This window comes from Serratia montpellierensis (genome assembly GCF_020858655.1).
Classification (GTDB): domain Bacteria; phylum Pseudomonadota; class Gammaproteobacteria; order Enterobacterales; family Enterobacteriaceae; genus Serratia; species Serratia montpellierensis.
The window spans coordinates 288671-314164 of sequence record NZ_VOSN01000013.1 but is presented as its reverse complement, the minus strand read 5'-3'; the positions used below and the strand labels follow the sequence as shown (position 1 = coordinate 314164).

21 protein-coding genes are annotated in these 25494 nt (G+C 61.3%); 11 read left to right on the top strand and 10 right to left on the bottom strand.

Features of this window, described 5'->3' with window-relative positions; translation table 11 throughout:
- A partial coding sequence (locus FUU19_RS13280) for a hypothetical protein (protein ID WP_230507140.1) occupies positions 1–463 on the top strand: 463 nt, incomplete at its 5' end.
- A 453-nt stretch (positions 464–916) separates the two neighbouring features.
- Here the strand turns inward: FUU19_RS13280 and FUU19_RS13275 are convergent.
- Complete coding sequence (locus tag FUU19_RS13275) at positions 917–2983, bottom strand: carbon starvation CstA family protein (protein ID WP_230489914.1); 2067 nt, start codon at positions 2981–2983, stop codon at positions 917–919.
- Between the two features lie 385 nt (positions 2984–3368).
- Between FUU19_RS13275 and FUU19_RS13270 the strand changes: the two genes are divergently transcribed.
- A complete protein-coding gene (locus tag FUU19_RS13270) occupies positions 3369–4532 on the top strand; it encodes a M20 aminoacylase family protein (RefSeq protein WP_230489913.1) in 1164 nt (387 codons plus the stop codon).
- Between the two features lie 30 nt (positions 4533–4562).
- Positions 4563–5873, top strand: coding sequence for an MFS transporter (locus FUU19_RS13265; protein ID WP_230489912.1), 1311 nt, complete (start codon positions 4563–4565; stop codon positions 5871–5873).
- Between the two features lie 75 nt (positions 5874–5948).
- On the opposite strand, the gene FUU19_RS13260 is transcribed toward FUU19_RS13265, so the two are convergent.
- Positions 5949–7883 carry an exoribonuclease II gene (locus tag FUU19_RS13260; protein ID WP_230489910.1) on the bottom strand — a complete coding sequence of 645 codons (1935 nt, stop codon included), beginning with the start codon at positions 7881–7883 and terminating at the stop codon, positions 5949–5951.
- Between the two features lie 187 nt (positions 7884–8070).
- Entirely contained in the window at positions 8071–8598 is a 528-nt protein-coding gene (gene gloA / locus FUU19_RS13255) for a lactoylglutathione lyase (RefSeq protein ID WP_141968526.1), read from the bottom strand.
- Between the two features lie 99 nt (positions 8599–8697).
- Here gloA and FUU19_RS13250 point away from each other — a divergent pair, with 99 nt between their 5' ends.
- A complete protein-coding gene (locus FUU19_RS13250) occupies positions 8698–9552 on the top strand; it encodes a LysR family transcriptional regulator (RefSeq protein WP_197834408.1) in 855 nt (284 codons plus the stop codon).
- Positions 9553–9567: 15 nt separating this feature from the next.
- Here FUU19_RS13250 and FUU19_RS13245 read toward each other — a convergent pair whose 3' ends face one another.
- Positions 9568–11874 carry an FdhF/YdeP family oxidoreductase gene (locus tag FUU19_RS13245; protein WP_230489908.1) on the bottom strand — a complete coding sequence of 769 codons (2307 nt, stop codon included), beginning with the start codon at positions 11872–11874 and terminating at the stop codon, positions 9568–9570.
- Positions 11875–12156: 282 nt separating this feature from the next.
- Here FUU19_RS13245 and dacD point away from each other — a divergent pair, with 282 nt between their 5' ends.
- Both dacD and FUU19_RS13235 read left to right on the top strand, forming a co-directional pair.
- Complete coding sequence (dacD, locus tag FUU19_RS13240; RefSeq protein WP_230489907.1) at positions 12157–13326, top strand: serine-type D-Ala-D-Ala carboxypeptidase DacD; 1170 nt, start codon at positions 12157–12159, stop codon at positions 13324–13326.
- A gap of 65 nt (positions 13327–13391) precedes the next feature.
- Positions 13392–14297, top strand: a complete 906-nt coding sequence (locus tag FUU19_RS13235; protein ID WP_141968534.1) for a LysR family transcriptional regulator — start codon at positions 13392–13394, stop codon at positions 14295–14297.
- Between the two features lie 43 nt (positions 14298–14340).
- Here FUU19_RS13235 and FUU19_RS13230 read toward each other — a convergent pair whose 3' ends face one another.
- Positions 14341–15525 (bottom strand): CMD domain-containing protein, encoded by a 1185-nt coding sequence (locus FUU19_RS13230; RefSeq protein ID WP_197834409.1) that lies wholly within the window; start codon positions 15523–15525, stop codon positions 14341–14343.
- A 17-nt stretch (positions 15526–15542) separates the two neighbouring features.
- On the opposite strand from FUU19_RS13230, the gene FUU19_RS13225 reads away from it, so the two are divergent.
- Positions 15543–15800, top strand: a complete 258-nt coding sequence (locus FUU19_RS13225) for a hypothetical protein (RefSeq protein ID WP_197834410.1) — start codon at positions 15543–15545, stop codon at positions 15798–15800.
- Positions 15801–15949: 149 nt separating this feature from the next.
- Here the strand turns inward: FUU19_RS13225 and sapF are convergent, their stop codons facing one another.
- Genes sapF through sapA form a run of 5 tightly spaced genes read right to left on the bottom strand, consistent with a single transcriptional unit; the run spans position 15950 to position 21244 of the window.
- Positions 15950–16762: a putrescine export ABC transporter ATP-binding protein SapF gene (gene sapF, locus FUU19_RS13220; RefSeq protein ID WP_202669574.1), complete on the bottom strand. Its 813-nt coding sequence runs from the start codon at positions 16760–16762 to the stop codon at positions 15950–15952.
- Between the two features lies 1 nt (position 16763).
- Positions 16764–17756, bottom strand: a complete 993-nt coding sequence (gene sapD, locus FUU19_RS13215) for a putrescine export ABC transporter ATP-binding protein SapD (protein ID WP_019452674.1) — start codon at positions 17754–17756, stop codon at positions 16764–16766.
- Positions 17756–18646: a putrescine export ABC transporter permease SapC gene (gene sapC, locus FUU19_RS13210; RefSeq protein WP_004930580.1), complete on the bottom strand. Its 891-nt coding sequence runs from the start codon at positions 18644–18646 to the stop codon at positions 17756–17758. The genes sapD and sapC overlap by 1 nt, the downstream gene beginning before the upstream one ends.
- Positions 18633–19598, bottom strand: coding sequence for a putrescine export ABC transporter permease SapB (gene sapB, locus FUU19_RS13205; RefSeq protein WP_004930575.1), 966 nt, complete (start codon positions 19596–19598; stop codon positions 18633–18635). Before sapB ends, sapC begins: the two co-directional genes overlap by 14 nt.
- Positions 19595–21244, bottom strand: coding sequence for an ABC transporter substrate-binding protein SapA (gene sapA / locus FUU19_RS13200; protein WP_141968540.1), 1650 nt, complete (start codon positions 21242–21244; stop codon positions 19595–19597). The genes sapB and sapA overlap by 4 nt, the downstream gene beginning before the upstream one ends.
- A gap of 204 nt (positions 21245–21448) precedes the next feature.
- Here sapA and folE2 point away from each other — a divergent pair, with 204 nt between their 5' ends.
- The 4 genes from folE2 to FUU19_RS13180 all read left to right on the top strand — a co-directional run bounded on the left by folE2 (position 21449) and on the right by FUU19_RS13180 (position 25467).
- Complete coding sequence (gene folE2, locus FUU19_RS13195; protein WP_197834412.1) at positions 21449–22375, top strand: GTP cyclohydrolase FolE2; 927 nt, start codon at positions 21449–21451, stop codon at positions 22373–22375.
- Positions 22365–22925, top strand: coding sequence for an LbetaH domain-containing protein (locus FUU19_RS13190; protein ID WP_025303003.1), 561 nt, complete (start codon positions 22365–22367; stop codon positions 22923–22925). Before folE2 ends, FUU19_RS13190 begins: the two co-directional genes overlap by 11 nt.
- A gap of 10 nt (positions 22926–22935) precedes the next feature.
- Positions 22936–24123, top strand: coding sequence for a zinc metallochaperone GTPase ZigA (zigA, locus tag FUU19_RS13185; protein WP_197834413.1), 1188 nt, complete (start codon positions 22936–22938; stop codon positions 24121–24123).
- A gap of 384 nt (positions 24124–24507) precedes the next feature.
- On the top strand, positions 24508–25467 hold the full coding sequence (locus FUU19_RS13180; protein WP_202669571.1) for an SDR family NAD(P)-dependent oxidoreductase: 960 nt from the start codon (positions 24508–24510) through the stop codon (positions 25465–25467).
- The last annotated feature ends 27 nt before the right edge of the window (positions 25468–25494 follow it).

Genomic DNA, 25494 nt, shown 5'->3' with positions numbered 1-25494 from the left:
GACGGCGCTGGCGGGCAATAACCTGGCGGGCGCGCTGGCGAGCGGTGCCTCGCCGTATCTGGCGACGGAAATCAAGAAACGGGTCGGTGAAGACAACATCGCCGCCAACGCAATGGCGCATGCAGTGCTGGGTGCGGTGACGGCGCAGCTGAACAATCAGTCAGCTACCGCAGGGGGGCTGGGTGCGGGCGGGGGGGAACTGGCGGCGCGCTACATTTCGTGGATTTTTGGAGCCTTAAGAATGACTAATAAACATCAATTAAAAATTATTGTATCTAGTGATGTTGATTATGAAAAATTAATAGCTGAAATCTACTGTGATGAAGAGTTTATCGCGCTTTTACAGCAAGAGGATGGTGACAATAACATTAAAGTTGAGTTTTCACCGAATATTGGGGTGGTAGATTTTGATTGGCTTCAACAAGCATTATTGGAAGCCAGAAGAACCTTACTAAATAAGTAGTCGCACAACCCTGACCGCTTAGGGGGGAGACCCTAAATCCTTGCACTTCACGCCGCTACGGTGCGGCGTTGGTAGAATTGTGTAACGGGCTGAAAAATCGTGTCCGGGATAAAAGTTGACGGTGCCTGATCGCATAGGCAAAAATGGTATTTAACCTACTGACTGAACAGGGAAAATAGAGATCGCCACCGGACTGTAGAAAATGCAAAGCAGATTATTGTTAACAGCAGAAAAATAGCGGATGTGGATAATGTTCCAGAACTTATATTGAATGAGATCGGTCGAAGAGGCCTGTTAGGCAGACAAGGGATAACACCGCTGCGGCAGTCCGTTGTACGGTGAGGTGGAGGCGAATGCCGCCGCAAACGCAACGTCTTCTGCTGAGGGGTAACGGCCCAACCCCTTAAGCAGCGCATTGCTCAAGAGGCCGGCCGTTTCTCCTAACGGCGAGACTCAGCCGCGGCCGGTCTCCTCTCGCAGCGCGGCGCTTACCTCGTGCGCCGTCGGGTGTTCGGCACGCAGCGCCCGGCGGATCGCGAAGAAGGCGGCAATCAGCATGGTTACCGCCACCAGCATAAAGAACCCGCACAGCGCGGCGTTGATTTGGTTGCTGAAAACGATGGTTTCCATGTCTTTGAGCGATTTGGCCGGCGCAATGATCGTGCCTTGCTCGATGCCGGTGGAGAATTTCTTCGCCTGCGCCAGGAAACCGATGCTCGGTTTCTCGTGGAAGATCTTCTGCCAGCCGGCGGTCATGGAGGTCACGAACAGCCAGGCGGTCGGCAGGATGGTAACCCAGGCGTAACGCTGTTTTTTCATCTTGAACAGCACCACGGTGCCGAGGATCAGCGCCATCGACGCCAGCATCTGGTTGCCGATGCCGAACAGCGGCCACAGGGTATTGATGCCGCCGAGCGGATCGACCACGCCTTGATACACGAAGAAGCCCCAGCCGGCCACCGCCACCGTGGTGCCGGCGAGGTTGCCGAACCAGGAACGGTTGTTGGCCAGCTGTGGCACCGCCACGCCCACCAGATCCTGCACCATAAAGCGGCAGGCGCGGGTACCGGCGTCGACGGCGGTCAGGATGAACAGCGCTTCGAACAGAATGGCGAAGTGGTACCAGAAGGCCATCATCGCCCGGCTGTTGAACACCTCGCTGATGATGTGCGCCATGCCCACGGCGAAGGTCGGGGCGCCACCGGCGCGCGACAGGATGGAGTTCTCGCCCACCTCTTTGGCGATCAGCGCCAGCGTTTCCGGTGTGACGATAAAGCCCCAGCTGTTGATGACCTGCGAAGCATTTTCCACCGTGGTGCCGATCAGTGCCGCCGGCGAGTTCATGGCGAAGTAAACGCCCGGATCCAGCACCGAGGCGCAGATCAGCGCCATGATGGCGACGAACGACTCCATCAGCATGGCGCCGTAACCGATAAAGCGGATGTGGCTTTCGCGTTCTACCAGCTTGGGCGTGGTGCCGCTGGAGACCAGCGCGTGGAAGCCGGAAATGGCGCCGCAGGCGATGGTGATGAACAGGAACGGGAACAGGGCGCCGGCAAACACCGGGCCGCTGCCGTCGATGAAGCGCGAGACCGCCGGCATTTTCATCTCCGGCATGGCGAAGACGATGCCGATGGCCAGCCCGATGATGACGCCGATTTTCATAAAGGTGGAAAGATAGTCGCGCGGCGCCAGCAGCAGCCACACCGGCAGCACCGAGGCAACGAAGCCGTAGATCACCAGCACCCAGGTCAGGGTGGTGCCGTGCAGCGTGAAGAACGGCCCCCAGTAGGGGTCTTGCGCCACATTGCCGCCGTAAATGATCGCCAGCAGCATCAGCACGAAGCCGATCACCGAGATTTCAGCGATCTTGCCCGGCCGAATAAAGCGCATATAGATGCCCATGAACAGGGCGATCGGGATGGTGGCGGCGATGGTGAACAGCCCCCATGGGCTGTCGGCCAGCGCTTTTACCACCACCAGCGCCAACGCCGACAGGATGATGATCATCACCCCCAGCGCGCCGAGCATGGTGATCACCCCGGCGAATGCCCCCAGCTCTTGCTTGGCCATTTCCCCCAGCGAACGTCCGTCGCGGCGCGTGGAGATGAACAGTACCAGGAAGTCCTGCACCGCGCCGGCCAGCATAACGCCGACCAGGATCCAGATGGTTCCCGGCAGGAAGCCCATCTGCGCGGCCAGAATCGGCCCCACCAGCGGCCCGGCGCCGGCGATGGCGGCAAAGTGGTGGCCGAACAGCACCCATTTGTTGGTGGGCACGTAGTCCAGGCCGTCGTTGTGGCGTTCTGCCGGGGTCAGACGGCGGTCGTCCAGTTCAAAGACCTTGTCGGCAATGAACCGGCTGTAGAAGCGGTAGGCGATGCTGTAGCAGGCGACGGCGGCGACCACCAGCCAGACGGCGTTGACGTGTTCGCCGCGGCTGAGCGCCAGCATGGCGAAGGCGAAGGCGCCGACCAACGCCACCAGCAGCCAGATAAGTCCTGACCTGATGTTTTTCATGAAACAACTCCTTGGCGTACAGAGGTAAAAATCGACGTTGTTATTAGGAATGACGTTTTAACAGTAGAAGTTTTGCCGCCTAACCGCGGCAGGTCGGATGAGAAATGTGAAGCAGGTGGGGTTTTAGTGTAAAAACAACGTGATGAAACTGCATTGGCGCAGGCTGTCGCTCACGCAATCCTCAGCAGTTATTCATTCTGCATTTTCACGGCGCGCACAGCGAATCATCGTCGTTTTTTATTCGGGCACGGCGTCTGGCGAATTATTATTTTATCTGTCGAGGCGTGCCGAAATAAAATCATCCGTGCCGTGTTATACCTTTATTTCAACCCGCAGGTTTAATCATTCATAAAATAAATAATAAAGTCACTAAAGGAATTTAATTATGATAAATAAAATCATCGAAGGGTATTTACCGCAGCTCACGGCCATTCGGCACGATATTCATCAACACCCTGAACTGGGTTTCGAAGAGTTTCGCACCAGCGATCTGGTGGCGGATTATCTGAATTCGTGGGGCTATGAGGTGCACCGCGGATTGGCGGGCACCGGCGTGGTGGGCACGCTGCGGGTGGGCGACGGCGTTAAACGCCTAGGATTGCGTGCCGATATGGACGCCTTGCCGATCGAGGAGAGCAACGGCAAGCCCTGGCGCAGCAGCGTGGCCAACCGCATGCACGCCTGTGGCCATGACGGCCACACCACCATGCTGCTCGGTGCCGCCCGTTACCTGGCGCAAACGCGCAATTTCAACGGCACGCTGCACCTGATTTTCCAACCGGCGGAAGAGATGTTGAACGGCGGTGCGCGCATGGTGGAACAGGGGCTGTTCGAGCGCTTTCCTTGCGACGCCATCTTCGCCATGCACAACATGCCGGGGATGCCGCTCGGCGAATTCTTCTTCCAGCACGGCCCGTTTATGGCCTCGATGGATCAGTTCAACGTGCGGGTGCAGGGGCGTGGCGGCCACGGCGCCATCCCGCAGCTGACGGTCGATCCGGTGCTGGTGGCCTCGCATATCACCGTCGCGCTGCAGAGCATCGTTTCGCGCAATATCGATCCGCTGGAGGCGGCGGTGATCACCGTCGGCAGCATCAAGGCCGGTGAAGCGGCCAACGTGATCCCGGACAGCGCGGAGATGAAGCTCAGCGTGCGCTCGCTGGATCGCCAGGCGCGCGCCACCTTGCTGGCACGTATTCCGGCGCTGATCGAGGCGCAGGCGGCAAGCTTCGGCGCGCATGCGGTGGTGGAACACGTTAACGGCACGCCGGTACTGGTCAACGACGAAGCGATGACCCGTTTCGCCCACCGCGTGGCGGAGCAGCAGTTCGGCGCCGCCCGCGCGCACTACGGTGCCCGGCCGCTGATGGGCAGCGAAGATTTCGCCTTCATGCTCGATGCGCATCCGCGGGGCTGCTACCTGATCGTAGGCAACGGCGATGGCGAAGGCAGCTGCATGGTGCATAACCCGGGATATGACTTTAACGACGGCTGCCTGGCGGCCGGCAGCCAGTATTGGGGAGCGTTGGCGGAAGCGTATTTAAAATAAACGCGAAAAATAATAACAGGGAAGGTCATGATGAGTGAAAATACGGCTGAAACCCAAGCGGAAATAATATCGGCCCCGAAGGTCGGTGGCAAAAAGGTCATATTCGCCGCCTCCTTCGGCAATGCGCTGGAGTTTTTCGATTTCGGTATTTATAACTTCTTCGTTATTTATATCAGCGTATTGTTCTTTCCGCCATCCAGCGATCCGCATCTGGCGTTGCTGTTGGCGTTTGCCACGTTCGGCGTCAGCTTCTTCATGCGGCCGCTGGGCGGCATTCTGATTGGCGCCTATGCCGATCGCCATGGCCGCAAGCCGGCGATGATCCTGACGATTTCCTTGATGAGCCTGGGCACGGCGATGATCGGCTTTGCGCCGACCTACGCCAGCGCCGGCTATTGGGGAACCGTCACGCTGGTGGCGGCGCGCCTGATCCAGGGCGTGGCGGCGGGCGGCGAGGTGGGGGCATCGATGTCGTTGCTGGTGGAGTCGGCGCCGCCCAATCGGCGCGGTTTCTATTCCAGCTGGTCACTGGCGACGCAGGGCATCGCCACCGTGGTTGGCGGCGTCACCGCGCTGGCGCTCAGCGCGGCCTTGCCGGTACTTTCCGGCGAGCCGAACGCTATGGCCGAGTGGGGATGGCGCATTCCTTTCTTTATCGGCGTAGCGCTGGCACCGCTCGGTTGCTGGCTGCGTCTCGGGCTGGAAAGCGATCGGCCGTCGGTATCGCGGGCTCACGAGCCGCCTGCTCAGCTGCGCCAGCACTCGCGGGCGGTGGTGCTCGGCGTGATGCTGACCATTGGCGCCACCGTCGCCACTTACATCTCGATGTATTATCTCGGGACCTACGCGGTGAAATACCTGGGGATGGCGCAGGCCTACGGCTATGCCGCGATGCTGCTGGCGGGGCTCGTCACTTTCGGCGGCAGTCTGCTGGTCGGGCACTGGTGCGATCGTTACGGCCGTCTGCCGCTGATCCGTGGCTCGCGGATCGCGATTCTGATCGTGGCCCTGCCGGCGTTTTGGTGGCTGAGCGCGGTGCCGCATCCGGCGGTGCTGCTGCTGATCGTCGCGGTGCTGGTCGGGTTGACCACGCTCGGGTCGGTGCCGACCATGCTGATGATTTCGGAGCTGTTCCCGCAGCGCATTCGGGCACTGGGGTTCGCCTTGGTCTACAGCCTCGGGGGGGCGATCTTCGGCGGCTTCGCCCAGTACATCGCTTCGCAGTCGATCGCGCTGAGCGGTTCGCTGCTGGCGCCCGCCGTCTATCTGATGCTGGCGACGCTGGCTTCGCTGGCGGTACTGCCATTGCTGCGTGAAACCGGCGGCGAGCCGCTGCGCTAGCGAGCGCCCGCCGAAAAAAAGCGCCGGCGGTTTTCACCGTCGGCGCTTTGCGTTGCGACCGTTTCAGGTTGGCGTTCAGGCCGCCGGACGGGCGATCACGCTGCGGGTTTCCATGCGCACTTCGGCAATGGTGACCTGCAAGGTATCGCTCTGGCGGTAAACCACTTCGCCTTTAATCTGCACGGTGCCGGTTTCTTGGCTGCACTGCATCTCGTCACGCACCGCGTGAATGAACGGTGCCGGGATGAAGGCAACCGCGCCGTTGTCCAGCAGGCGCACACGCAGGCCGCCACGGGTCACGTCGATGATCTCGGCGTTGAAGCGGGTATCGGTACCGGCCTTGTCCTGCAGGAAGCGGGCGTACAGCCAGTCGCCGACGTCGCGCTCCGCCATGCGGTTCAGGCGGCGGCGTTCCGCCAGCTGCACCGTGACGTCATCCTGCGGTTTTTCTGCAGGCTGCTGGTTGATGATCGCCTTCAGCAGACGATGGTTGACCATATCGCCGTATTTACGGATCGGCGATGTCCAGGTGGCGTAAGCCTCCAGACCCAGACCGAAGTGTGGCCCCGGCGTGGTGCTGATCTCGGCGAAGGTCTGGAAGCGGCGGATGCGGCTGTCGAGGAACTGGGTCGGCTGCGCGTCCAGGTGGCGGCGCAGTTCGCAGAAACCGTCGAGGGTCAGCAGCTTGTCGGCTTCGGCTTCCACGCCGTTGGCCTGCAATACGGTGACGGCTTGTTCAACCAGCGCAGGATCGAAACCGGTGTGCACGTTGTACACGCCGAAGCCCAGGCGATCGCGCAGCACGATGGCAGCGCAGACGTTGGCGGCGATCATGCACTCTTCAACGATGCGGTTGGCGCTGCGGCGTTGCTCGGTAACGATCTCCAGCACGTCGCCTTTTTCACCCAGCACGAAGCGGTAGTCCGGGCGATCTTTGAACACCAGCGCATGCTGGTGGCGCCAGGCGTTGCGCGCGTCGCAAACGCGCTTCAGCAGGGTGATTTGTTGCGCGATGGCGTCGCTCGGCGGTTGCCAGCCGGCAATGCCGTCCAGCCAGTCGGAGACTTCGTCGTACACCAGTTTGGCTTTGGATTCGATCTCGGCGGCGAAGAACTGAATATCGTCGCCCAGCGCGCCGTCGGCGGCGATGGTCACGCGGCAAGCCAGCACCTGGCGGCGCTCGTTCGGGCGCAGCGAGCACAGGTTGTCCGACAGATCGCGCGGCAGCATCGGGATGTTGAAGCCCGGCAGGTAGTTGGTGAAGGCGCGCACGCGGGCGATATCGTCCAGCTTGCTGCCTTGTTCGACGTAGGCAGTCGGATCGGCAATGGCGATGGTCAACTGCAGCGAACCGTCACCGTTGTCGGTCACATACAGCGCATCATCCATGTCTTCGGTGCTGGCGCTGTCGATGGTGACGAATTCAAGCGCGGTCAGGTCTTCACGCACCAGCGCAGCGGCCGGTTCGCTGAGCGCCTGCATCTCCGGCGCTTCTTTCTCCAGGTTGTGACGCGCCAGCGTCACCCACCACGGAGCGAAATGGTCTTCGCCTTCGGTGATAAAGTGGGTCAGATCGGCGTTGAAGCCGCGATCGCCTTTCAGCGGGTGACGGCGCATTTCCGCGACTGCCCAGTCGCCGGCCTGGAAGTTGTGGGTCAATTCACGCACCGGGCGGCACGGAATCGCATCTTTCAGCAACGGATGATCGGGCACGATGGACAAACGATCGTCGCGCTTTTGCACGCGGCCGACAAAACGCGACAGGAACGGCTCGACCAGGGTTTCCGGCTCGGCGATTTCGCGCTCTTTCTCGGTGTGCAGGGTGGCGATAATGCGATCCCCGTGCATGACTTTCTTCATGTACGGCGGCGGAATGAAGTAACTTTTTTGACCGTCTACTTCAAGAAAGCCAAAGCCTTTCTCGGTCCCTTTCACGACGCCTTCAACGCGCGGGGTCTGAGAGTGAAGTTGCTGTTTAAGCTGCGCCAGCAGCGGGTTATCTTGAAACATATCGTCCAGTGAATGGGTTGTGAGTGGCAAGATTTGCGGCTGACAGTTTTACGCGAATCACCCGCTGCGAGCAAGCCTAACGTCACGGAACCCCGCGTTGCCACGCGATTTTGCGCAAGAATGGTCAATCGAAGTGCTATCGATGGAAAACCCCGGCGCGAAGGCCGGGGTGAAGGGCGGGGGGCGATCAGTCCTGCAGCGGCGTCGGCTGCAGGATTTCAATCCAGTAATCGTCCGGATCGCGAATGAACGCCACGTAGTTCATGCGGCCTTCGTGCAGGCGTTTCTGGAAGGTAACGCCCAGGCGCTCAAAACGCTCGCAGGCGGCGCGCACGTCCGGCACCGTGACGCACAGGTGGCCAAAGCCGCGCGGCTCGCCGTTGCCGTTGTGGTAGTGAAAATCCGCCTGATTTTCGGTGCCGTGGTTATGGGTCAGTTCGAGAATGCCCGGCTGGCTCAGCGCCCAGCGTTTGCGCTCGTCGTCGTCCTGCGGGATCTGTTCGCGCGGGCTGCGCGTCAGGTAGCAGATGGTGAAGGCGGCTTCTTCGAACGTTTCCAGATAGACCGGGGTAAAACCCAACACGCGGGTGTAGAAATCCAGCGCGGTGGTCAGATCCTTCACGCGGATCATGGTGTGGTTGAACACGTAACCGTCGGTTACCGCGTCCGGTTGGGCTGCCACGCCGGGCAGCGTCAGTAGGTCATTCAGTGGCATCAGAGATCCTCCTCAGGGTGTCGGCAGACTGTAGGTGAAATCAATGCTAATCTAAAGTGATTGTTTTTAACTAAAACACTAACTAAAAGTGAATGATAGATGAAGCTGAGCCAGCTGAAGTTTTTCTGCACCGTGGTGGAGCGCAAAACCATCGCCGCCGCCGCGCGCGAGTTGCACTGCGTGCCTTCCAACGTCACGCTGCGGCTGCGCGAGCTGGAGGAGTCGCTGGGCGGCGAGCTGTTTTTCCGCGACAAGAACCGGCTGTACGTCAATCCCAAAGGGCGGCTGTTCTATCAGCAGGCGCGCGACATCGTGGCGCAGGCGGAGCGCAGCAAGCAGCTGTTCGCCGGCGAACATCAGCATGGGCTGCTGAACCTCGGGGCGCTGGATTTCTCGTTGGTCAGCCATTTACCGGCGCGTATTGCGCGGCTGCGCCGTTTACAGCCTCATCTGCACATCAACGTGCTGAGCCGCGACTCGCTGGTGCTGGAACGCATGCTGATCGACAGCGATCTCGACCTGGCGATCACCGACGGCCCGATTGAGCATCCGTTATTGGCCAGCCAAAAGGCATTCGATGAACGGCTGGTATTGCTGATGCCGGCCGATGCCGGGGAACCCGACGCCGCCACGCTGGCGCCGCTGGAGTTTTACACGTTCAGCCGCGAATGTTCGTTTCGCCTGAAGGTGGATCACTGGCTGGCCTCGCGCGGGCTGAAACCGCGCATGACGCTGGAAATGGAGTCTTATGCCGCGATGGCGGCCTGCGTGCAGGCCGGTTGCGGCGTTGCCTGCGTCCCCGGCTCGTTGCTGCCGCTGATCTTGCCGGCGCCAGGGCTGAAGGTGGTGGAAATGGGCGAGGAGGGGGTGAGCGATCTGTACTTCGTCTGGCGACGGCATCAGCTGTCCGACGAATTACAGACTGTCCTGGAAATATTGGCGCGCCCGGCGTGAACCGGGCGCGCATTTTCAGGCGATGCGCAGCGAAGGTTGCTGCTCGCTGCGGCGGATCGCCACCGGAATCGACTTCGAGGTCGGGGTACCGGTGCCGTCGCCGAAGCTGGCCAGCGGCACCAGCGGGTTAGTTTCCGGATAGTAGGCCGCCAGGTTGCCACGCGGAATGTCGTAACTCACCAGCTTGAACCCGTCCACTTTACGCACCACGCCATCGTTCCACAGGGTTTCAATCTCTACCCGTTCGCCATCCTGCAGGCCCAACGCCGCCAGATCCTCCGGATGGATGAACAGCACTTCGCGTTGGCCGTAAACGCCGCGATAGCGGTCATCCAGACCATAGATGGTGGTGTTGTACTGATCGTGCGAGCGCAGCGTCTGCAGGGTAAACGGCGCTTGCTCGCCGCCCAGCTGCGGGAACAGGGTGGTCGGCAGCGCGGCGGCGCTGAATTCCGCCTTGCCGCTCGGCGTGGCGAAGCGCAGTTCGGCGGCGGCATTACCGAGGTAGAAACCGCCGGGCTGGTCGCAGCGCCGGTTGAAATCCTCGAAGCCGGGAATGGTGGCGGCGATATGATCGCGGATCAGCGAATAGTCGTCGGCCAGTTCCAGCCAGTCCAGCTGTTGCGTGCCCAGCACCGCGTCGGCGATGCCGCAGACGATCGCCGTTTCCGAAAGTTGGGTCTCCGCCAGCGGTTTGCCGATGCCTTCCGAGGCGTGCACCATGCTGAATGAATCCTCGACCGTGATGTACTGCGAGCCGCTGGCCTGCATGTCCAGTTCGGTGCGGCCGAGCGTCGGCAGGATCAGCGCGTCTTTGCCGGTCACCAGATGGCTGCGGTTAAGTTTGGTGCTGATATGCACCGTCAAATCGCAGTTGCGCAGGGCGCGGGCGGTGCGCTCGGTGTCCGGCGCCGCGGCGGCCAGGTTGCCGCCCAGTGCGATCAGCACTTTCACTTCGCCGCGCAGCATCGCCTCAATCGCTTCCACCGTGTTGTGGCCCAGCGCGCGATTGGCGGTGAAGTTAAAGTGACGTTCCAGGCTGTCGAGCAGCGCCTTCGGCGACTTCTCATCGATCCCCATGGTGCGGTTACCCTGGACGTTGCTGTGGCCGCGCACCGGACACAGGCCGGCGCCGGGTTTGCCCAGTTGCCCGAACAGCAGCTGCAGGTTGGTGATTTCACGCACCGTCGCAATAGAGTGTTTATGCTGCGTCACGCCCATCGCCCAGGTGCAGATCACCCGCTCGGCGCCCTGGTAGGTGGCCGCCGCCTGGCGCAATTGCGCTTCGCTCAGGCCCGACTGCGCGGTAATGGTCTGCCACTCGGTCGCGTCCACCTGCGCCAGATAAGCCTCCACGCCGACGCTGTGCTGTTCAATAAATGCCAGGTCGAACAGGGCGGGTTCACCGGCGGCCAGACGCTGGCGATGGGTTTCCAGCAGCGCTTTCACCATGCCGCGCACCGCCGCCATATCGCCGCCCAGATTCGGTTGGTAATAGGAAGAGCTGATCGGTGAGGATTTTGGCGTCAGCATTTGTACCGGATCCTGCGGATCGGCGAACCTTTCCAGCCCACGTTCGCGCAGGGTGTTGAAACTGACGATGCGCGCGCCGCGTCGGGCGGCGTTTTTCAGGCTGTGCAGCATGCGCGGGTGGTTGGTGCCGGGGTTTTGGCCAAACACGAAGATGGCGTCGGCCTTTTCGAAGTCATCGATGCGGATGGTGCCTTTGCCAACGCCGATGCTCTGCTTCAGCCCGACGCCGCTCGCTTCGTGACACATGTTGGAGCAGTCGGGGAAATTGCTGGTGCCGAGCATGCGGCCGAACAGCTGATAAAGGTACGACGCTTCGTTGCTGGCGCGGCCCGAGGTATACAGCTCGATCTGGCTCGGGTTGTCCATGCCGTTGATGTGTTTGGCGATCAGCGCCAGCGCGTCCGGCCAATGGATAGGCTCATAGTGGTCGGTTTCGGCGTTATAGCGCATCGGATGGGTCAGGCGACCCTGATACTCGAGGAAATAGTCGCTCTGCTGCTGCAGGGTGCTGACGCTGTGGGCGGCGAAGAACTCAGGCTCGACGGCGCTGCGCGTCGCTTCCCAACTGACCGCTTTGGCGCCGTTTTCGCAGAAGCTGAAGGTGCTGTGGTTGTCGTCGCCCCAGGCGCAACCGGGGCAGTCGAAGCCGCGTGCCTTGTTGACGCGCATCAGGTTGCGCATGTTTTTTAGCGTTTGTTTGCTGTCGAGGACAAAGCGGGTGGTGGCTTCAAGCGAACCCCAGCCGCCCGCCGGGCCGGTATAAGGCTTGATTGACGGTTTGAATTTCATGGTGACACTTCGCAGGTGGTTGTAGCTAAAAAGTAAACGCTTTTTTATGCGTCTTGCGTATTTATGTCACAAGTTTAGGGGCGCTGCGGGACGGCGTCTAATCGAATGAGGCAATGGCGGCATAGAGCGCATCTATCGCCGGCGGGCAGTGCCGTAAACAAATGGTTGCATAAAGACACCCGCTGCAAAAGAGTAATGGTTTCGTCTGAAAGTGAATTCATGCAGTCTATCCCGCGGATTATATTGGCATTTTATTCAGCCTCCGGGCCTGAGGAACACAGCGTGAAGCGTTCAGTATCAGTGGTGATCGGCGGTATATTACTGCCTTTAGCGGCGCAGGCGGCGGAAACGACGCCCCATTTTCCCACCATGACCCCACCGGCGATAGACGCCGCCTCTTACGTTTTGATGGATTACACCACCGGCCAGGTGTTGGCTGCCGGCAATGCCGACGAACGGCGCAACCCGGCCAGCCTGACCAAACTCATGACCGGGTTGGTGATCGACCACGCGCTCGATCAGCACAAGATAGGCCTCGACGATGTCGTCACCGTGGGGAAAGACGCCTGGGCGCAGGGCAACCCGGTGTTCAAAGGATCTTCGTTGATGTTCCTGAAGCCAGGTGACAGGGTCACGGTACGCGATCTCAGCCGCGGTATCATCATCGATTCCGGCAACGACGCCTGCGTGGCGATGGCGGACTATGTGGCGGGCAGCCAGGCCAACTTCGTCAAGCTGATGAACGAGAAGAGCGCGCAGCTGGGCCTGCAGAACACCCATTTCGAAACGGTACACGGGCTGGATGCGCCGGGGCAGTTTACCACCGCCGGCGATCTGGCGGTGATTGCCCGTGCCATCATCATGAGTGAACCGGCGGAATACCATATGTACAGCGAGAAGTCTCTGACCTGGAATGGCATCACGCAGCAGAATCGCAATGGCCTGCTGTGGGATAAGACGCTGCACGTCGATGGGTTGAAAACCGGGCACACCGCCTCGGCCGGCTTCAACATCATTGCCTCCGCCACCGAAGGGGATCGCCGCCTGATCGCTGTGGTGATGGGCGGCAAAAGCTCGAAAGGGCGTGAGGAGCAGGCGCGTAAGCTGTTGACTTGGGGGCTGCGCGACTTTACTACCGTACATCTGTTCAGCGCCGGCCAAAGCCTGGGGGAAGAGCCAGTCTGGTACGGCGAGAATCATCGGTTACCGGTCGGTAGCGCGCAAGAGCAGTCGCTCAGCCTGCCAAAAAACGAAGCGGACAAGCTGAAGGCGCAGTATGTACTCAACGTCGCGCGGCTGGAAGCGCCGGTGAATAAAGGACAAACCGTTGGTGAGATCCGTATCAGCGACAATGGCCAGGTGGTGAAAACCCTGCCGCTGGTGGCGCTGCAGGCGGTGCCGCAGGGCGGCGCATTCTCGCGCCTGATGGATTACGTGAAGCTCAAACTCTGACTCACCGGGCGGGCGGCGGCGCCCGGTGGTATACTGAGCGCGAATGCCGATCATTGAGCCGCGCTATGGATATTAAACAACTGATTTATTTGTGTAATTTAGAACGGGAACGCCACTTCGGCCGGGCGGCGGAGGCCAGCTTCGTTAGCCAGCCAACGCTGTCCATGCGATTGAAAAACCTGGAAAAAGAGCTGGGCGTTTCGCTGATTAACCGCGGCAACCATTTCGGGGGTTTTACCGCCGAAGGCGAGCGGGTGTTGGCGTGGGCGCGTGAGATCGTCTCGGTTTACCAGGGGCTGAAGCTGGAGGTGGAGTCGCTCAAGCACGGCTTGCACGGCACGTTGCGTCTTGGCGTGGTGCCGCAGTGCAGTATCTCGGTATCGGAAATGCTCAAGGCGGTCAGCGAGCGTTACCCGCATCTCGATTACCGGCTGGCGGTGCTGAGCGCCGATCAGCTGCTGGAGGCGCTGACGGCGCATACCGTCGACATCGGCATCGGCTTTTTCGAGCTGTCGACGTTGAAGGAGCTGCATTTCCAATCGCAACCGCTGGTGGAAACCGGCGTCGAGCTGGTGTTTCATCCGCAGCATTTCCCGAAGCTGGTGGGCGATACGCCGATGCCGCTGGAAGCGGTGGCCGCCTTGCCGCTGTGTCTGGCCGAGCCGACGCGTTATTTCCGTCGTTATCTCGATCAACACTTCCGCGACGCCGGGTTGACGCTGCACACACGGCTTGAGACCGCGTCGATCTTCCAACTGCTGGAAGGGATTTTCGTCGGCCTGGGCTGCGGGCTATTCCCGCGCGGCCAGCTGCAATCCCCGCTGATGCCGGCGTTGCAGCGGCGCCCGGTGGCCATCGGCGCCATGCCGCGTCATGCGGCGGTGGTGGTCGATATGGCGGAGCGCGCCACGCCGTTGGCGCAAAAATTCTTCGACGCCGCCAGCGAGTGGCTGCGTCAGCAGAATGTCTAAAACGCGACGTAATGCGGCCGCTAATAAGGCCGCGTAGCGGTCTTCAGTCGGCGGCGATGAAAGGTTCGGCATCGCCCAGCGTTTGGCGCAGGCGATTTTCCCAGGCATAGAGCGCGGCGGTGAGGATCACTTCCAGCGCCTGTGCCTGATTCAGGCCGCTGTTGAACAATGGCTGCACGCTCTGTGGGGTGAATTTTTCCGGTGCGCGCGTCAGCTCGGCGGCAGTGTGGATTACCGCGCGTTTGACCGTATCCTCGGTAGAGGCCAATCCCTGAGTCAGCCCGGTGAACAGCGTCTGTACCAATCCGTCATCCTGCAATTCATGCGCCACCGTGGCCGCGCAGTAACGGCTGCCGTTGATGCGCGAAACCACCAGCGTCGCCAGCGCCTTCAGGCGGCTCGATAACCCATACCCTTCGGCATTGATGCCATTGAACACCCCGTTGCGCTCGCGCAGGGCGGCGGCATCGTGCGCCAACAGCAGGTAATAAGATTCGGCGCGCGCCTGCGGGTGGCTCTGATCCAGCACGTCAAGCTGTTCGGCGGCGGCGGCTTCCGTGTCGATTGGCGGCAGTCGCGCAGTCCAGCTCAACTCTTCGGCACTGAAAGCGACGCCATCGGCGTCTTCGACGTTCGGGAAACCGGGCACTACCACCGCCGGTCGGCCGGCCAACGCCGCTACGCCCGCCACCACGCGCGCTTGGTAGCTGACAAAACCGATGATTTGCGAAAAGGTGACGATATCCGCTGGGCTCAGCCCGACGTCGCCAAGCTGCTGCAGCGCCCTGCGGCAAATCAGCGTAGGCTGGCTGGCGAGCTGGCGGGCATATTGGGTGATCTGGGCGAGGCGTATATTGCTTTCCCGGGAGGCGTCAGGGCTATGCAGCGGGGCGAGGCGGGCGGCGTAGTGGCTACAGAGCGACTGCACGCCCGTCACCTGAGCGACGGTCAACGCGGTGCTGAGGCGATCGTAGGGTGACAGCGTCACGTATCGTGATAGCGGCACCTGGTCGGGAAACAGGGCATGGTAACCGGCCAACGAGGCGCTGAACACTCCGGAGCGGGCGCTGAGCGCACTGTTTAACGCTTCATCGGCGAAGGCACCCAGCCCCAGCAAAAAACGATCGCGCAGGGTGGCCGCCTGCGGCTCCAAAGGCGTATCACCCCTCACGCTGCTTTGGGTTTCGTGATACCACTGGGCGTTATGTTGTCGACGGAGTCGTTCCATAGGGTCAATCCTTAATCATGATCAGCAGCCACCGCTGCGTACGGCAGCGGCGGCTGGACAAAGAGGCAACATGCCCGCAGGTGGGGCGAAAGGCGGATTTAGCGCAGCTCATCACAGCACAGGGCGTGGCCGTAAACAGAGAAACCGGCTGCCAGGGTGAGCAGAAACTGCGTGAGGCGGCGATGGCGAATGCTGTTCATCAGTGCGATATCCTGTCGTATGAGAAGCGCAACGTAGGGGATATCCTCACCGATCGCCCTGGCGAGATAAAATAATGTTACGGACTAATCAATAACTGAAAGGAATAAAATATAAGGATATATAACAAGAATGTAATTTGTATGTGCGCTTTCTTGCTAAACGGCAGGCGTGTACGGCAATAAAAAACCCGCCGCAGCGGGTGTGTTGCCGGCCAGGATGGGGCTCAAAAACGGCCGCCGTCGCGTCGCCAGGCGTCGGCGGTCAGCGCCTCGCCGAAGTGGCTGGCGATAAGGCGCTTGGTCAATTCGTGCAGCGGCGCCGCCAACACCTCGGCGGTGCTGCCGCGTTCGACGATTTCCCCTTCGTGCATCACCAGCACCTGGTCGCTGATATGCTTCATCATGCCGAGGTGTTGGGTGACATAGATATAGGAAATACCGTGCTTTTCTTGCAGCTCCAGCATCAGGTTGATGATTTGCGAGCGCATCGACATGTCCAGCGAGGCCAGCGCCTCATCGGCGACGATCACTTTCGGCTGCAGGATCAACGCACGGGCCAGCGCGACGCGCTGTTTCTGCCCGGAAGCCAGCATGTGCGGATAGTAGAAGGCGTGATCCGGCAGCATGCCGACCTGGCGCAGCGTCTGGTTGATGCGCTGCTCGCGCTCGGCGGGCTCCAGACTGGTGTTCAGCCGCAGCGGCGCGTCAAGCAGCTGGCCGATGCGCTGGCGTGGGTTGAGCGAGGTGCTCGGATCCTGAAAAATCATGCGAATGCGCTGGCTGCGGTAGCGATAATCGCCGAATTCCAGCGGGTGATCGTCGATCAGCAGTTCGCCGGCGGTCGGTTCCACCATGCCGGAGAGCATCTTCGCCAGCGTGGATTTGCCGGAGCCGTTCTCGCCGATCACCGCCAGCGTCTGGCCTTCGCGCAGGGTAAAGCTGACCGATTTCACCGCCTCGACGTGCTGGCGGCGGAACAGCCCGGTGCGGTAGCGGTAGGTTTTGCTCAGGTTGCGCACTTCCAACAGCGTTTCCATGTTATTGCTCCTCCATGTTCAGCGGGAAGTGGCAGGCGAAGAAGTGGTTTTTGACCGGACGCAGGCGCGGCGTTTCGATGCACTTCTTCTGCGCGTAAGGGCAGCGCGGCCCCAGACGGCAGCCGATCGGCAGGTGTTCCAGCGAAGGAATGGCGCCCGGCAGCGTGTTCAACCGGCTCTTGTGCGGCAGCGAGCGGCCGAAGTCTGGCATGGCGCGGATCAACGCCTGGGTGTAAGGATGGTGCGGCGCCGCCAGCAACTCTTCGCACTGGGCGCTTTCCACCGTTTGCCCGCAGTACAAGACGTTCACCCGGTCGGCCCACTTGCTCATCATCTGCAAATCGTGGCTGATCAGCAAAATGGTGGTGTTGTTGTTCTGATTGAGACGCGCCAACAGGCGGAAAATCTGCGCCTGGGTGGTCGGCTCCATGGCGTTGGTCGGCTCATCGGCGATCAGCAGGCGCGGCTGGTTGGCCAGCGCGATGGCGATCATCACCTTCTGGCACTCGCCCTCGGTCAGCTCGTACGGGAAGCTGCCCATGATGTCGTCGTGATCCTTGATGCCGACGCGGTGCAGCAGTTCGATGGCGCGGCGTTTGCGCCAGTTGAAGCGCTGCCACCAGCGGCCCTTGTAGGTCCAGCCCGGGATGGCCTGCGCCAGCTGGCGGCCGATGCTTTCGGAAGGATCCAGACAGGACTGAGGCTCCTGGAAGATCATCGAAACGTTGTGGCCCACCAGCCTGCGCCGCTCGCGCGGACTCAGCTGTAGCAGATCGATGTCGTCGAAGCGAAAACGATCGGCGGTGACGCGCCAGTTGTCTTTGGTTACCCCGCAGATGGCTTTGGCGATCAGGCTCTTGCCTGAGCCCGATTCACCCACCAGGCCGCGCACCTCGCCCTCGGTCAGCGTCATGCTGACGCGATCGACCGCCTTGACCGGCCCTTCGGCGGTCATAAATTCAATCGTCAGATTGCGGATATCGAGTAACGGCATTATTCCACCCCGGCATTGATTGCGCGGCGCATACCGTCGCCTAACAGGTTAACCAGCAGCACGCTGACGAGGATGGCCGCGCCGGGCAGCATCACCGTCCAGGGCGCGACGTACACCAGCTCGAGCGAATCGCCGAGCATCGCTCCCCATTCCGGCGAAGGCAGCTGCGCGCCGAGATCGAGGAAGCCGAGCGCGGCGATATCCAAAATGGCCATCGACAGCGCGCGGGTGAACTCGGTCACCAGCACCGCCGCAATGTTCGGCATCACTGCGTACCACAGGATCTGCAGCGTGGAAGCGCCGTCGAGCCGCGCCGCCACCACGTATTCTTTTTCCAGCTCGTCGTGCACCGCGCTGTAGATGGTGCGCACCATGCGCGGCAGCAAGGCGAGCCATACCGCCAGCATGGCGTGTTCAAGTTTGGGGCCGATAAACGCCACCACCACGATCGCCAGCAGCAGCGAGGGAATCGACAGCAGGGTATCGAGAATGTGGTTGAGCACCGCCGAGCGCAGCCCGTGGGTGACGCCGGCGAACACGCCGAGGATCACCCCGCAGAACGCCGCGGCCAGCGTCACCGCCAGCGCCGAGCCAAAGGTGGCGGCGGTGCCGGTCAACAGACGGCTGAGGATGTCGCGGCCGAGATCGTCGGTGCCGAGAAAGAACGACACGTTGCCGTAGCGTGACCAGGACGGCGGCAGCAGCTGATAGCCGAGGAACTGTTGATCCAGCGCGTAGGGCGCCAGCAGGCTGCCGAACAGCGACAGCAGCAGCAGGGCGATCACCCCGTAAAAACCGATCATCGCCAGCGCGTCGCCGTAGAAAATCCGCCAGGTGTAGCGCAGCGGACTCGGCATCTTTTTCTCGCGGTATACGTTATCGAAGGGCATACCATTCCTTATGTTTCAGCGGGTTGGTTGCCGCACCCAGAATGTCGGCCAGGACGTTAATGGTGATCACCAGCGTGCCAACCACCATGACGCCGGCGGAGATCGCCGCATAGTCCTGTTGGCGAATGGCGTTGATCAGCCACCGGCCGAGGCCCGGCCAGCTGAACACCACTTCGGTGATCATCGCCAGCGTGAGCATGGTGGAGAACTGCAGCCCCAGCTTGGGCACGATTGGCGGCAGCGCATTGTGCAACACGTGGCGGCGAATGATGGTAAAGCGCGACAGGCCGCGGGTGGCGGCGGCCTTGATGTAGTTTTGACTCAGCACATCGTCGGTGCTGATGCGCATCAGGCGCACCACTTCGGTGGTGGGCGCCACCGCCAGCGCGGCGATCGGCAGGATCATGTGGCGCAGGGCGCTGCCGATCATCTCGGCGCGGTACGGCGAGTCCGACAGCCAGGCGTCGATCAGCGCGAAACCGGTGATCGGCTTCACCTGATACAGCAGGTCGAAACGGCCGGAAACCGGCAGCCAGCCCAGGTGCAGCGAGAAGAACAGCATCAGCAGCAGCGCCAGCCAGAACACCGGCATCGAGAAGCCCAACAGCGCGAAGGTGCTGATGGCGGTGTCCTGCCACTTGCCGCGCAGCACGCCGGCGATGATGCCCAGCGGAATGCCGATAAACAGCGCCAGGGCGAACGCCAGCAGGCATAGCTCCATGGTGGCCGGGAACACTTCGCGCAGTTGTTCGCTGATCGCCTGGCCGTTGATGCTGGAGACGCCGAAGTCCCAATGGAGCAGGCTGACAAAGTAGAACTGATAGGCATCCAACAGGGCGGCGCCGTTCAGCGGCGCGCGCGGCGTGAAATAGCTCAGGCTGAAGCTGACCAGCGTCAGGAAGAACAGCGTGATCAGCAGCAGCAGAATGCGGCGCAGGGTAAAGATAATCACTTGTTCACCTCCGGCGCGGATTCACGGTACACCCCGGCGAACGAGGCGTTGCCGAACGGGCTCAGCACCAATCCCTTGATGTCGTAGCGGTAGGCCTGCAGACGCAAAGAAGAGGCCAGCGGCAGCACCGGCAGTTGCTGCTCGAGGATTTTCTGCGCCTTGCGGTAGTTGTCGATGCGCTGAGACAGCTGCTGCGACAACAGGGCGTTCTGCAGCACCTCGTCAAAGCCCGGGTCACACCAGTGAGCATAGTTGGTTTGCGAACGGATTGCCGCGCAGCTCAGCAGCGGTCGGAAGAAGCTGTCCGGGTCGTTGCTGTCGGTGGCCCAGCCGGTCAGGGTCAGATCGTGGTTCATTTCCATCAGGCGCGCCTCCTGGAAGCGGCCCTCTACCGGCACGATGGTGACGTTGATGCCCACCTGGCCAAGATCGGCCTGGATCAGCTCGGCGGTCTTCAGCGGGCTCGGGTTGTAAGATTGCGAGGCGGTCGGTACCCACAGCTTCAGGTTCAGCTGGCCGACGCCGGCCTGCCGCAGCATTTCGCGCGATTTGGCCGGATCGTATTCGGTAACGTGCGCGTCGTTGTCATAGGCCCAGGAGGCGCGCGGCAGGATCGAAGCAGCGGTTTCCGCCGTGCCGTAATAGATCGACTGCATCAACCGCTGGTTGTTGATCGCCAGCGAGATCGCCTGGCGCACATTGAGGTTGTCGAGCGGCGGTTTGCGGGTGTTGAACGCCAGGTAGGCGATGTTCATCCCCGGGCGCAGCGTCAGGCGCAGGCGCGGATCGTCGCGCAAGATAGACAGCTGGCTGGCCGCCGGATAGGCCAGGACGTCGCACTCGCCGGTCAACAGCTTGGAGAGGCGACCGGTGCCGCCGGCGCCCAGATCGATCACCACCTGCGGCATGCGCGGCAGGCCTTTCCAGTAGGCGGCGTTGCGCGCCAGGCGAATATATTGCCCCGAGCGGTATTCGTTGAGCAGGAACGGGCCGCTGCCGACCGGCTCGCGGTCGATCAACTCCTGATGGCCTTCGCGCGTCAGCGTGTCGGCGTATTCGGCGGACAGCACCGGCGCGTAGTGGGTCGCCAGGTGCCACAGGAACGAGGCGTCCGGCGACTGTAGGCGGATCTCCACCGTGTAGTCGTCGAGCTTTCTCACGCTCTGCACCGAATCGCCGAACTGCAGGCTGTCGAAATAGGGGTATTCGCCGCCGTTGACGTCGTGATACGGGTGTTTTTGGTCGAATACGCGCGCGAAGCTGAACACCACGTCGTCGGCGTTCATCTTGCGGGTGGGCGTAAACCAGGCGGTGGTCTGGAACGGGACGTCCTTGCGCAGGTGGAAGCGGTAGGTAGCGCCGTTGTCCAGCACTTCCCAGCTTTGCGCCAGTTCGGGGATCAGCCGGTAGGTGTACGGATCGACATCGAGCAGGCGATCGTACAGCTGGGCGGCCAGGGTATCCACCGTCAGGCCGCTGCTGGCCATTTGCGGGTTAAAGGTATTGAGTATGCCGCTGACGCAATAGACAAAGCCGCTCTGGCGAATGTCCGGCAGCGGCGCCGCGGTGGGTGCGGGCGGTGTTGTCGCGGCCAGGGCAGAGCCCGTCAGGCACAACGACACTATCCAAAGGGGTAAACCACGCATAGAGGCTCATGGGTTAATCAGCAATAGCATTAGTGTATCGCACTCTGACCAGCAGCCCAATCCATTGAGCAAAATCGCTGAGTTTTCTGCGACTTGATTAATCAGGCCGCTCAACGGCGTGAAAAAAATCTTATTTGATATGTTATAACATAACAAAATCATGTTACCGTTCCCCGGCAAAGTCACAATAACGCAAGGGGATGTATGAACGAAGTTGCACTTCCACCACGCCGTTCGCTGCCGGATGCTCAGGCATGGCGCGGCGAAATGAGTGATGTCGGGCTCGATTGGGTCGGGATGCAAGGGATCGCACTGCCGCTGGAACTGGCCGGCAAGCCACTGATGGCCAAAGTCGACGCCGGCATCAACCTGCGCGCCGAAGCGGCGGGCGAACGCGGTATTCACATGTCGCGCCTGTATCTGGCGCTGGACGAATTGACGCAGGGCGAGCTGACGCCGCAGCGCATCGGCCGAACGCTGCAAGCCTTTCTGGATTCACAGCCGGAACACAGCGATCGCGCCAGCCTGACGCTCAGCGGCGAGCTGCTGTTGTCGCGCGCGGCGTTGCTGTCGCCGCAGCGCGGCTGGAAGGCTTACCCGCTGCGCATCGAGGCCACCCTGACGGACACGCTGACGCTGGCGCTGACCGTCGGCGTACCTTATTCCTCTACCTGCCCGAGTTCTGCGGCGCTCAGCCGCCAACTGGCGCAACAACAGTTCCAGTTTGATTTCGAACAGGCGGCGGAGCGGGTCAGCCAGCGGCAGGTGAGCGAGTGGTTGCTGGAACAGGGGATGCCGGCTACCCCCCACAGCCAGCGCAGCTGGGCCTGGATCACCGTGACGCCCGAGAATGAACGGGCGTTCGAACCGGTGAAATTGATCGACCGCATCGAACACGCGCTGGGCACGCCAGTACAAACGCTGGTGAAACGCCGTGACGAGCAGGCCTTCGCGCTGGCCAACGGTCAGAACCTGATGTTTTGTGAAGATGCGGCACGGCGTCTGTATCGCATGCTGCGCAGCCAGTGCGATTACCGCGCTTTCTCGCTGCGCGTCGAGCATCAGGAGAGCCTGCATGCCCACAATGCGGTGGCGGAGCTGAGCTGGCGGGGAGAGAATCATGCTGCGTAAAAATCCCAGCGGGCATCTGCCGCAGGTCTCGCCGCTGGCCTACATCGATCCCACCGCCATTATTTGCGGCCGGGTGATCGTCGAAGATTTCGTCTACGTCGGTCCGTATGCGGTGATCCGCGCCGACGAGTTGAACGCCGCCGGCGACATGGAGCCGATCGTCATCGGCTCGCATTCCAATATTCAGGACGGCGTGGTGATCCACTCCAAGAGTGGGGCAGCGGTGACTATCGGCCGTTACAGCTCGATCGCCCACCGCGCCATCGTCCACGGCCCATGTCGCATCGACGATCGGGTGTTTATCGGTTTCAACAGCGTGCTGTTCAACTGCCACATCCAGTCCGGCTGCGTGGTGCGTTACAACGCGGTGGTGGACGGCGTGACGCTGCCGGAAAACCGCTATATCCCCTCGACCGAGCGCGTGGGGCCGGACAGCGACCTGTCGCGCTATCGCCAGGTCGATCGCGGTGCGCTGCAGTTTTCAGAAGAAGTGGCCGCCACCAACGTCGAGCTGGTGCGCGGTTATCAGGCATTACGCAATGAATTTTAATGAGGCTCCCATGAAACAACTTCCCGTGACGGTGCTTTCCGGCTTTCTCGGTGCCGGCAAGACCACGGTGCTGAACCACATTCTGAACAACCGGCAGGGCATGCGCGTGGCGGTGATTGTCAATGACATGAGCGAGGTGAACATCGACGCCGCGCTGGTGGAGAATGAAGTGCGCCTCGATCGCCAGCAGGAGAAGCTGGTGGAGATGAGCAACGGCTGCATCTGCTGCACGCTACGCGAAGATCTGCTGGTGTCGGTGCGCGAGCTTGCTCAGGACGGGCGTTTCGATTATCTGCTGATCGAATCGAGCGGCATCTCCGAGCCACTGCCGGTGGCGGAAACCTTTACCTTCGAAGATGAAGAAGGGGAAAGCCTGTCGCAGTTCGCCCGGCTGGATACCCTGGTGACGGTGGTCGACGGGGTGAATTTCATCCAGCAGTACCAGCAGGCACAAAGCCTGCAGGAGGCCGGTCAAAGCCTGGGCGAGGACGATCTGCGCAGCGTGGCGGATCTGCTGATTGAGCAAATTGAATTCTGCGACGTGATCCTGGTCAGCAAGACCGATCTGTTGACGCCAACCCAGCAGGGCGAAGTGATGGCGCTGCTGGGCAGCCTGAACCCCGACGCCCGCATTGTGCCGATCGCGCCGGGCAAACTGCCGCTGGAGGCGGTGCTGAATACCGGCAGCTTCAGCTTTGAAAAGGCGCAGCAGGCGCCCGGCTGGCTGAAAGAGCTGCGCGGCGAACACGTGCCGGAAACGGAAAACTACGGCATCAGCAGCTTCGTCTATCAGGCGCGGCGGCCGTTTGCGCCGGACAAGTTTTACCGCGTGATCAACGGCGACTGGGGCGGCGGCAAACTGCTGCGGTCGAAGGGCTTTTTCTGGTTGGCAACGCGGCCGCGGCAGGCCGGGCAGTGGAGCCAGGCAGGGGGCATCGCCCACTACGGCCTCGCGGGCACCTTTTGGCGCGCCATCCCGCAAGACAACTGGCCGCAGGATCCCGAAACGCGGGCGCATATTCAGGAGAAATGGGTGGAGCCGTTCGGCGACATGCGCCAGGAGCTGGTGTTTATCGGCCAGCATTTGCAGCAGGCGGCGATCACGCGTCTGCTGGACGACTGCCTGCTGAGCGACGATGAAATGGCCGCCGGCGTGGACTATTGGCTGGACATGGCAGACCCGTTCCCTGAGTGGTAATTGCGCAATCTTCGTGTGGTAATGAGAAAAATTCTCAACAAAGTGCTTTACAGACGATACTGATAACTATTATCATCGCCTGGCAGTTCACGGAAGGCCACAGTTTGCGGCTCTGATGTGGAAGGCACGACATTGCTCACATTGCTTCCAGTGTTTTTTAAGCCAGCTCGGGTGCTGGCTTTTTTTTGTCTGTCTCAGACCGGAAACCTCGTCCGGCTAGCCGCCATGATCCGCTCTCTTCTTTTTTTGCCGCGTAACCTGGACGATCTCGACAGAAGTTCGGAGTTTCATGCATTCACAGTCCCGTGACGGAATTTCATACTCCTTCTCATCGACGCGCCGGCTGCGTTTGGCCGGCCACTGTTAACCGTGAGGAGAATGCCTGTGATTACCCAACAAACCCCCATCAAGTCAGGATTCGGGCCCAAAACGACCGCCGGCGAGGTGCTCGCGGGCCAGGATCTGTCAGGCACGTTGGCCATCGTCACCGGTGGCCATTCAGGCCTCGGTCTGGAGACGACGCTGGCGCTGGCCGACGCCGGCGCACGGGTCATCGTCGCTTGCCGGGCACCGGCGGCAGCCAAAGCGGTGTTAGGGCAGAGCGCCGGCGTCGAGATCGCCGAACTCGATCTCGCCGATTTGAACAGCGTGCGTCGTTTCGCCGCAGACTTTACCGCATCGAGTCTACGGGCGGATATCGTCATCAACAACGCCGGGGTGATGGCATGCCCAGAGGCGCGGGTGGGGCACGGTTGGGAAAGGCAGTTCGCCACCAACCATCTCGGCCATTATGCGCTGACCAATTTGCTGTGGCCGAGCATTGCCGATGGCGGGCGGGTGGTCACCGTCTCCTCTGCCGGGCATCACCATTCGGCGATCCGCTGGGAGGATGTGCAGTTCGAACGCGGTTACGACAAGTGGCTGGCGTACGGTCAGTCGAAGACGGCGAATGCCCTGTTCGCCGTCCGGTTGGATCTTCTGGGCCGCTCGCGGGGGATCCGCGCATTTAGCCTGCATCCGGGCAGCATCGCCACGCCGCTGCAGCGGCACATATCGAGAGCAGAGATGATAGCCCTGGGCTGGATGGACGAAGACGGCAATCCGGCCGATCCCGATGCCCTCAAAACGCCTCAACAAGGGGCTGCTACACAGGTGTGGGCCGCCACCTCACCGCAGTTGCAGGGATTGGGGGGCCTCTACTGTGAGGATGGCGATATTGCCGGCATCGCCGCCCACGACAGTCAGGCGCTGGTCGGCGTGAAGGAATACGCGATCGACCCGGAACAGGCGCAGCGTCTGTGGGCGCTTTCGGCATCGCTGACCGGTATTGATGCCTTTGCCTGACCAGGCCGCTAATCGGATAAGGGGGCG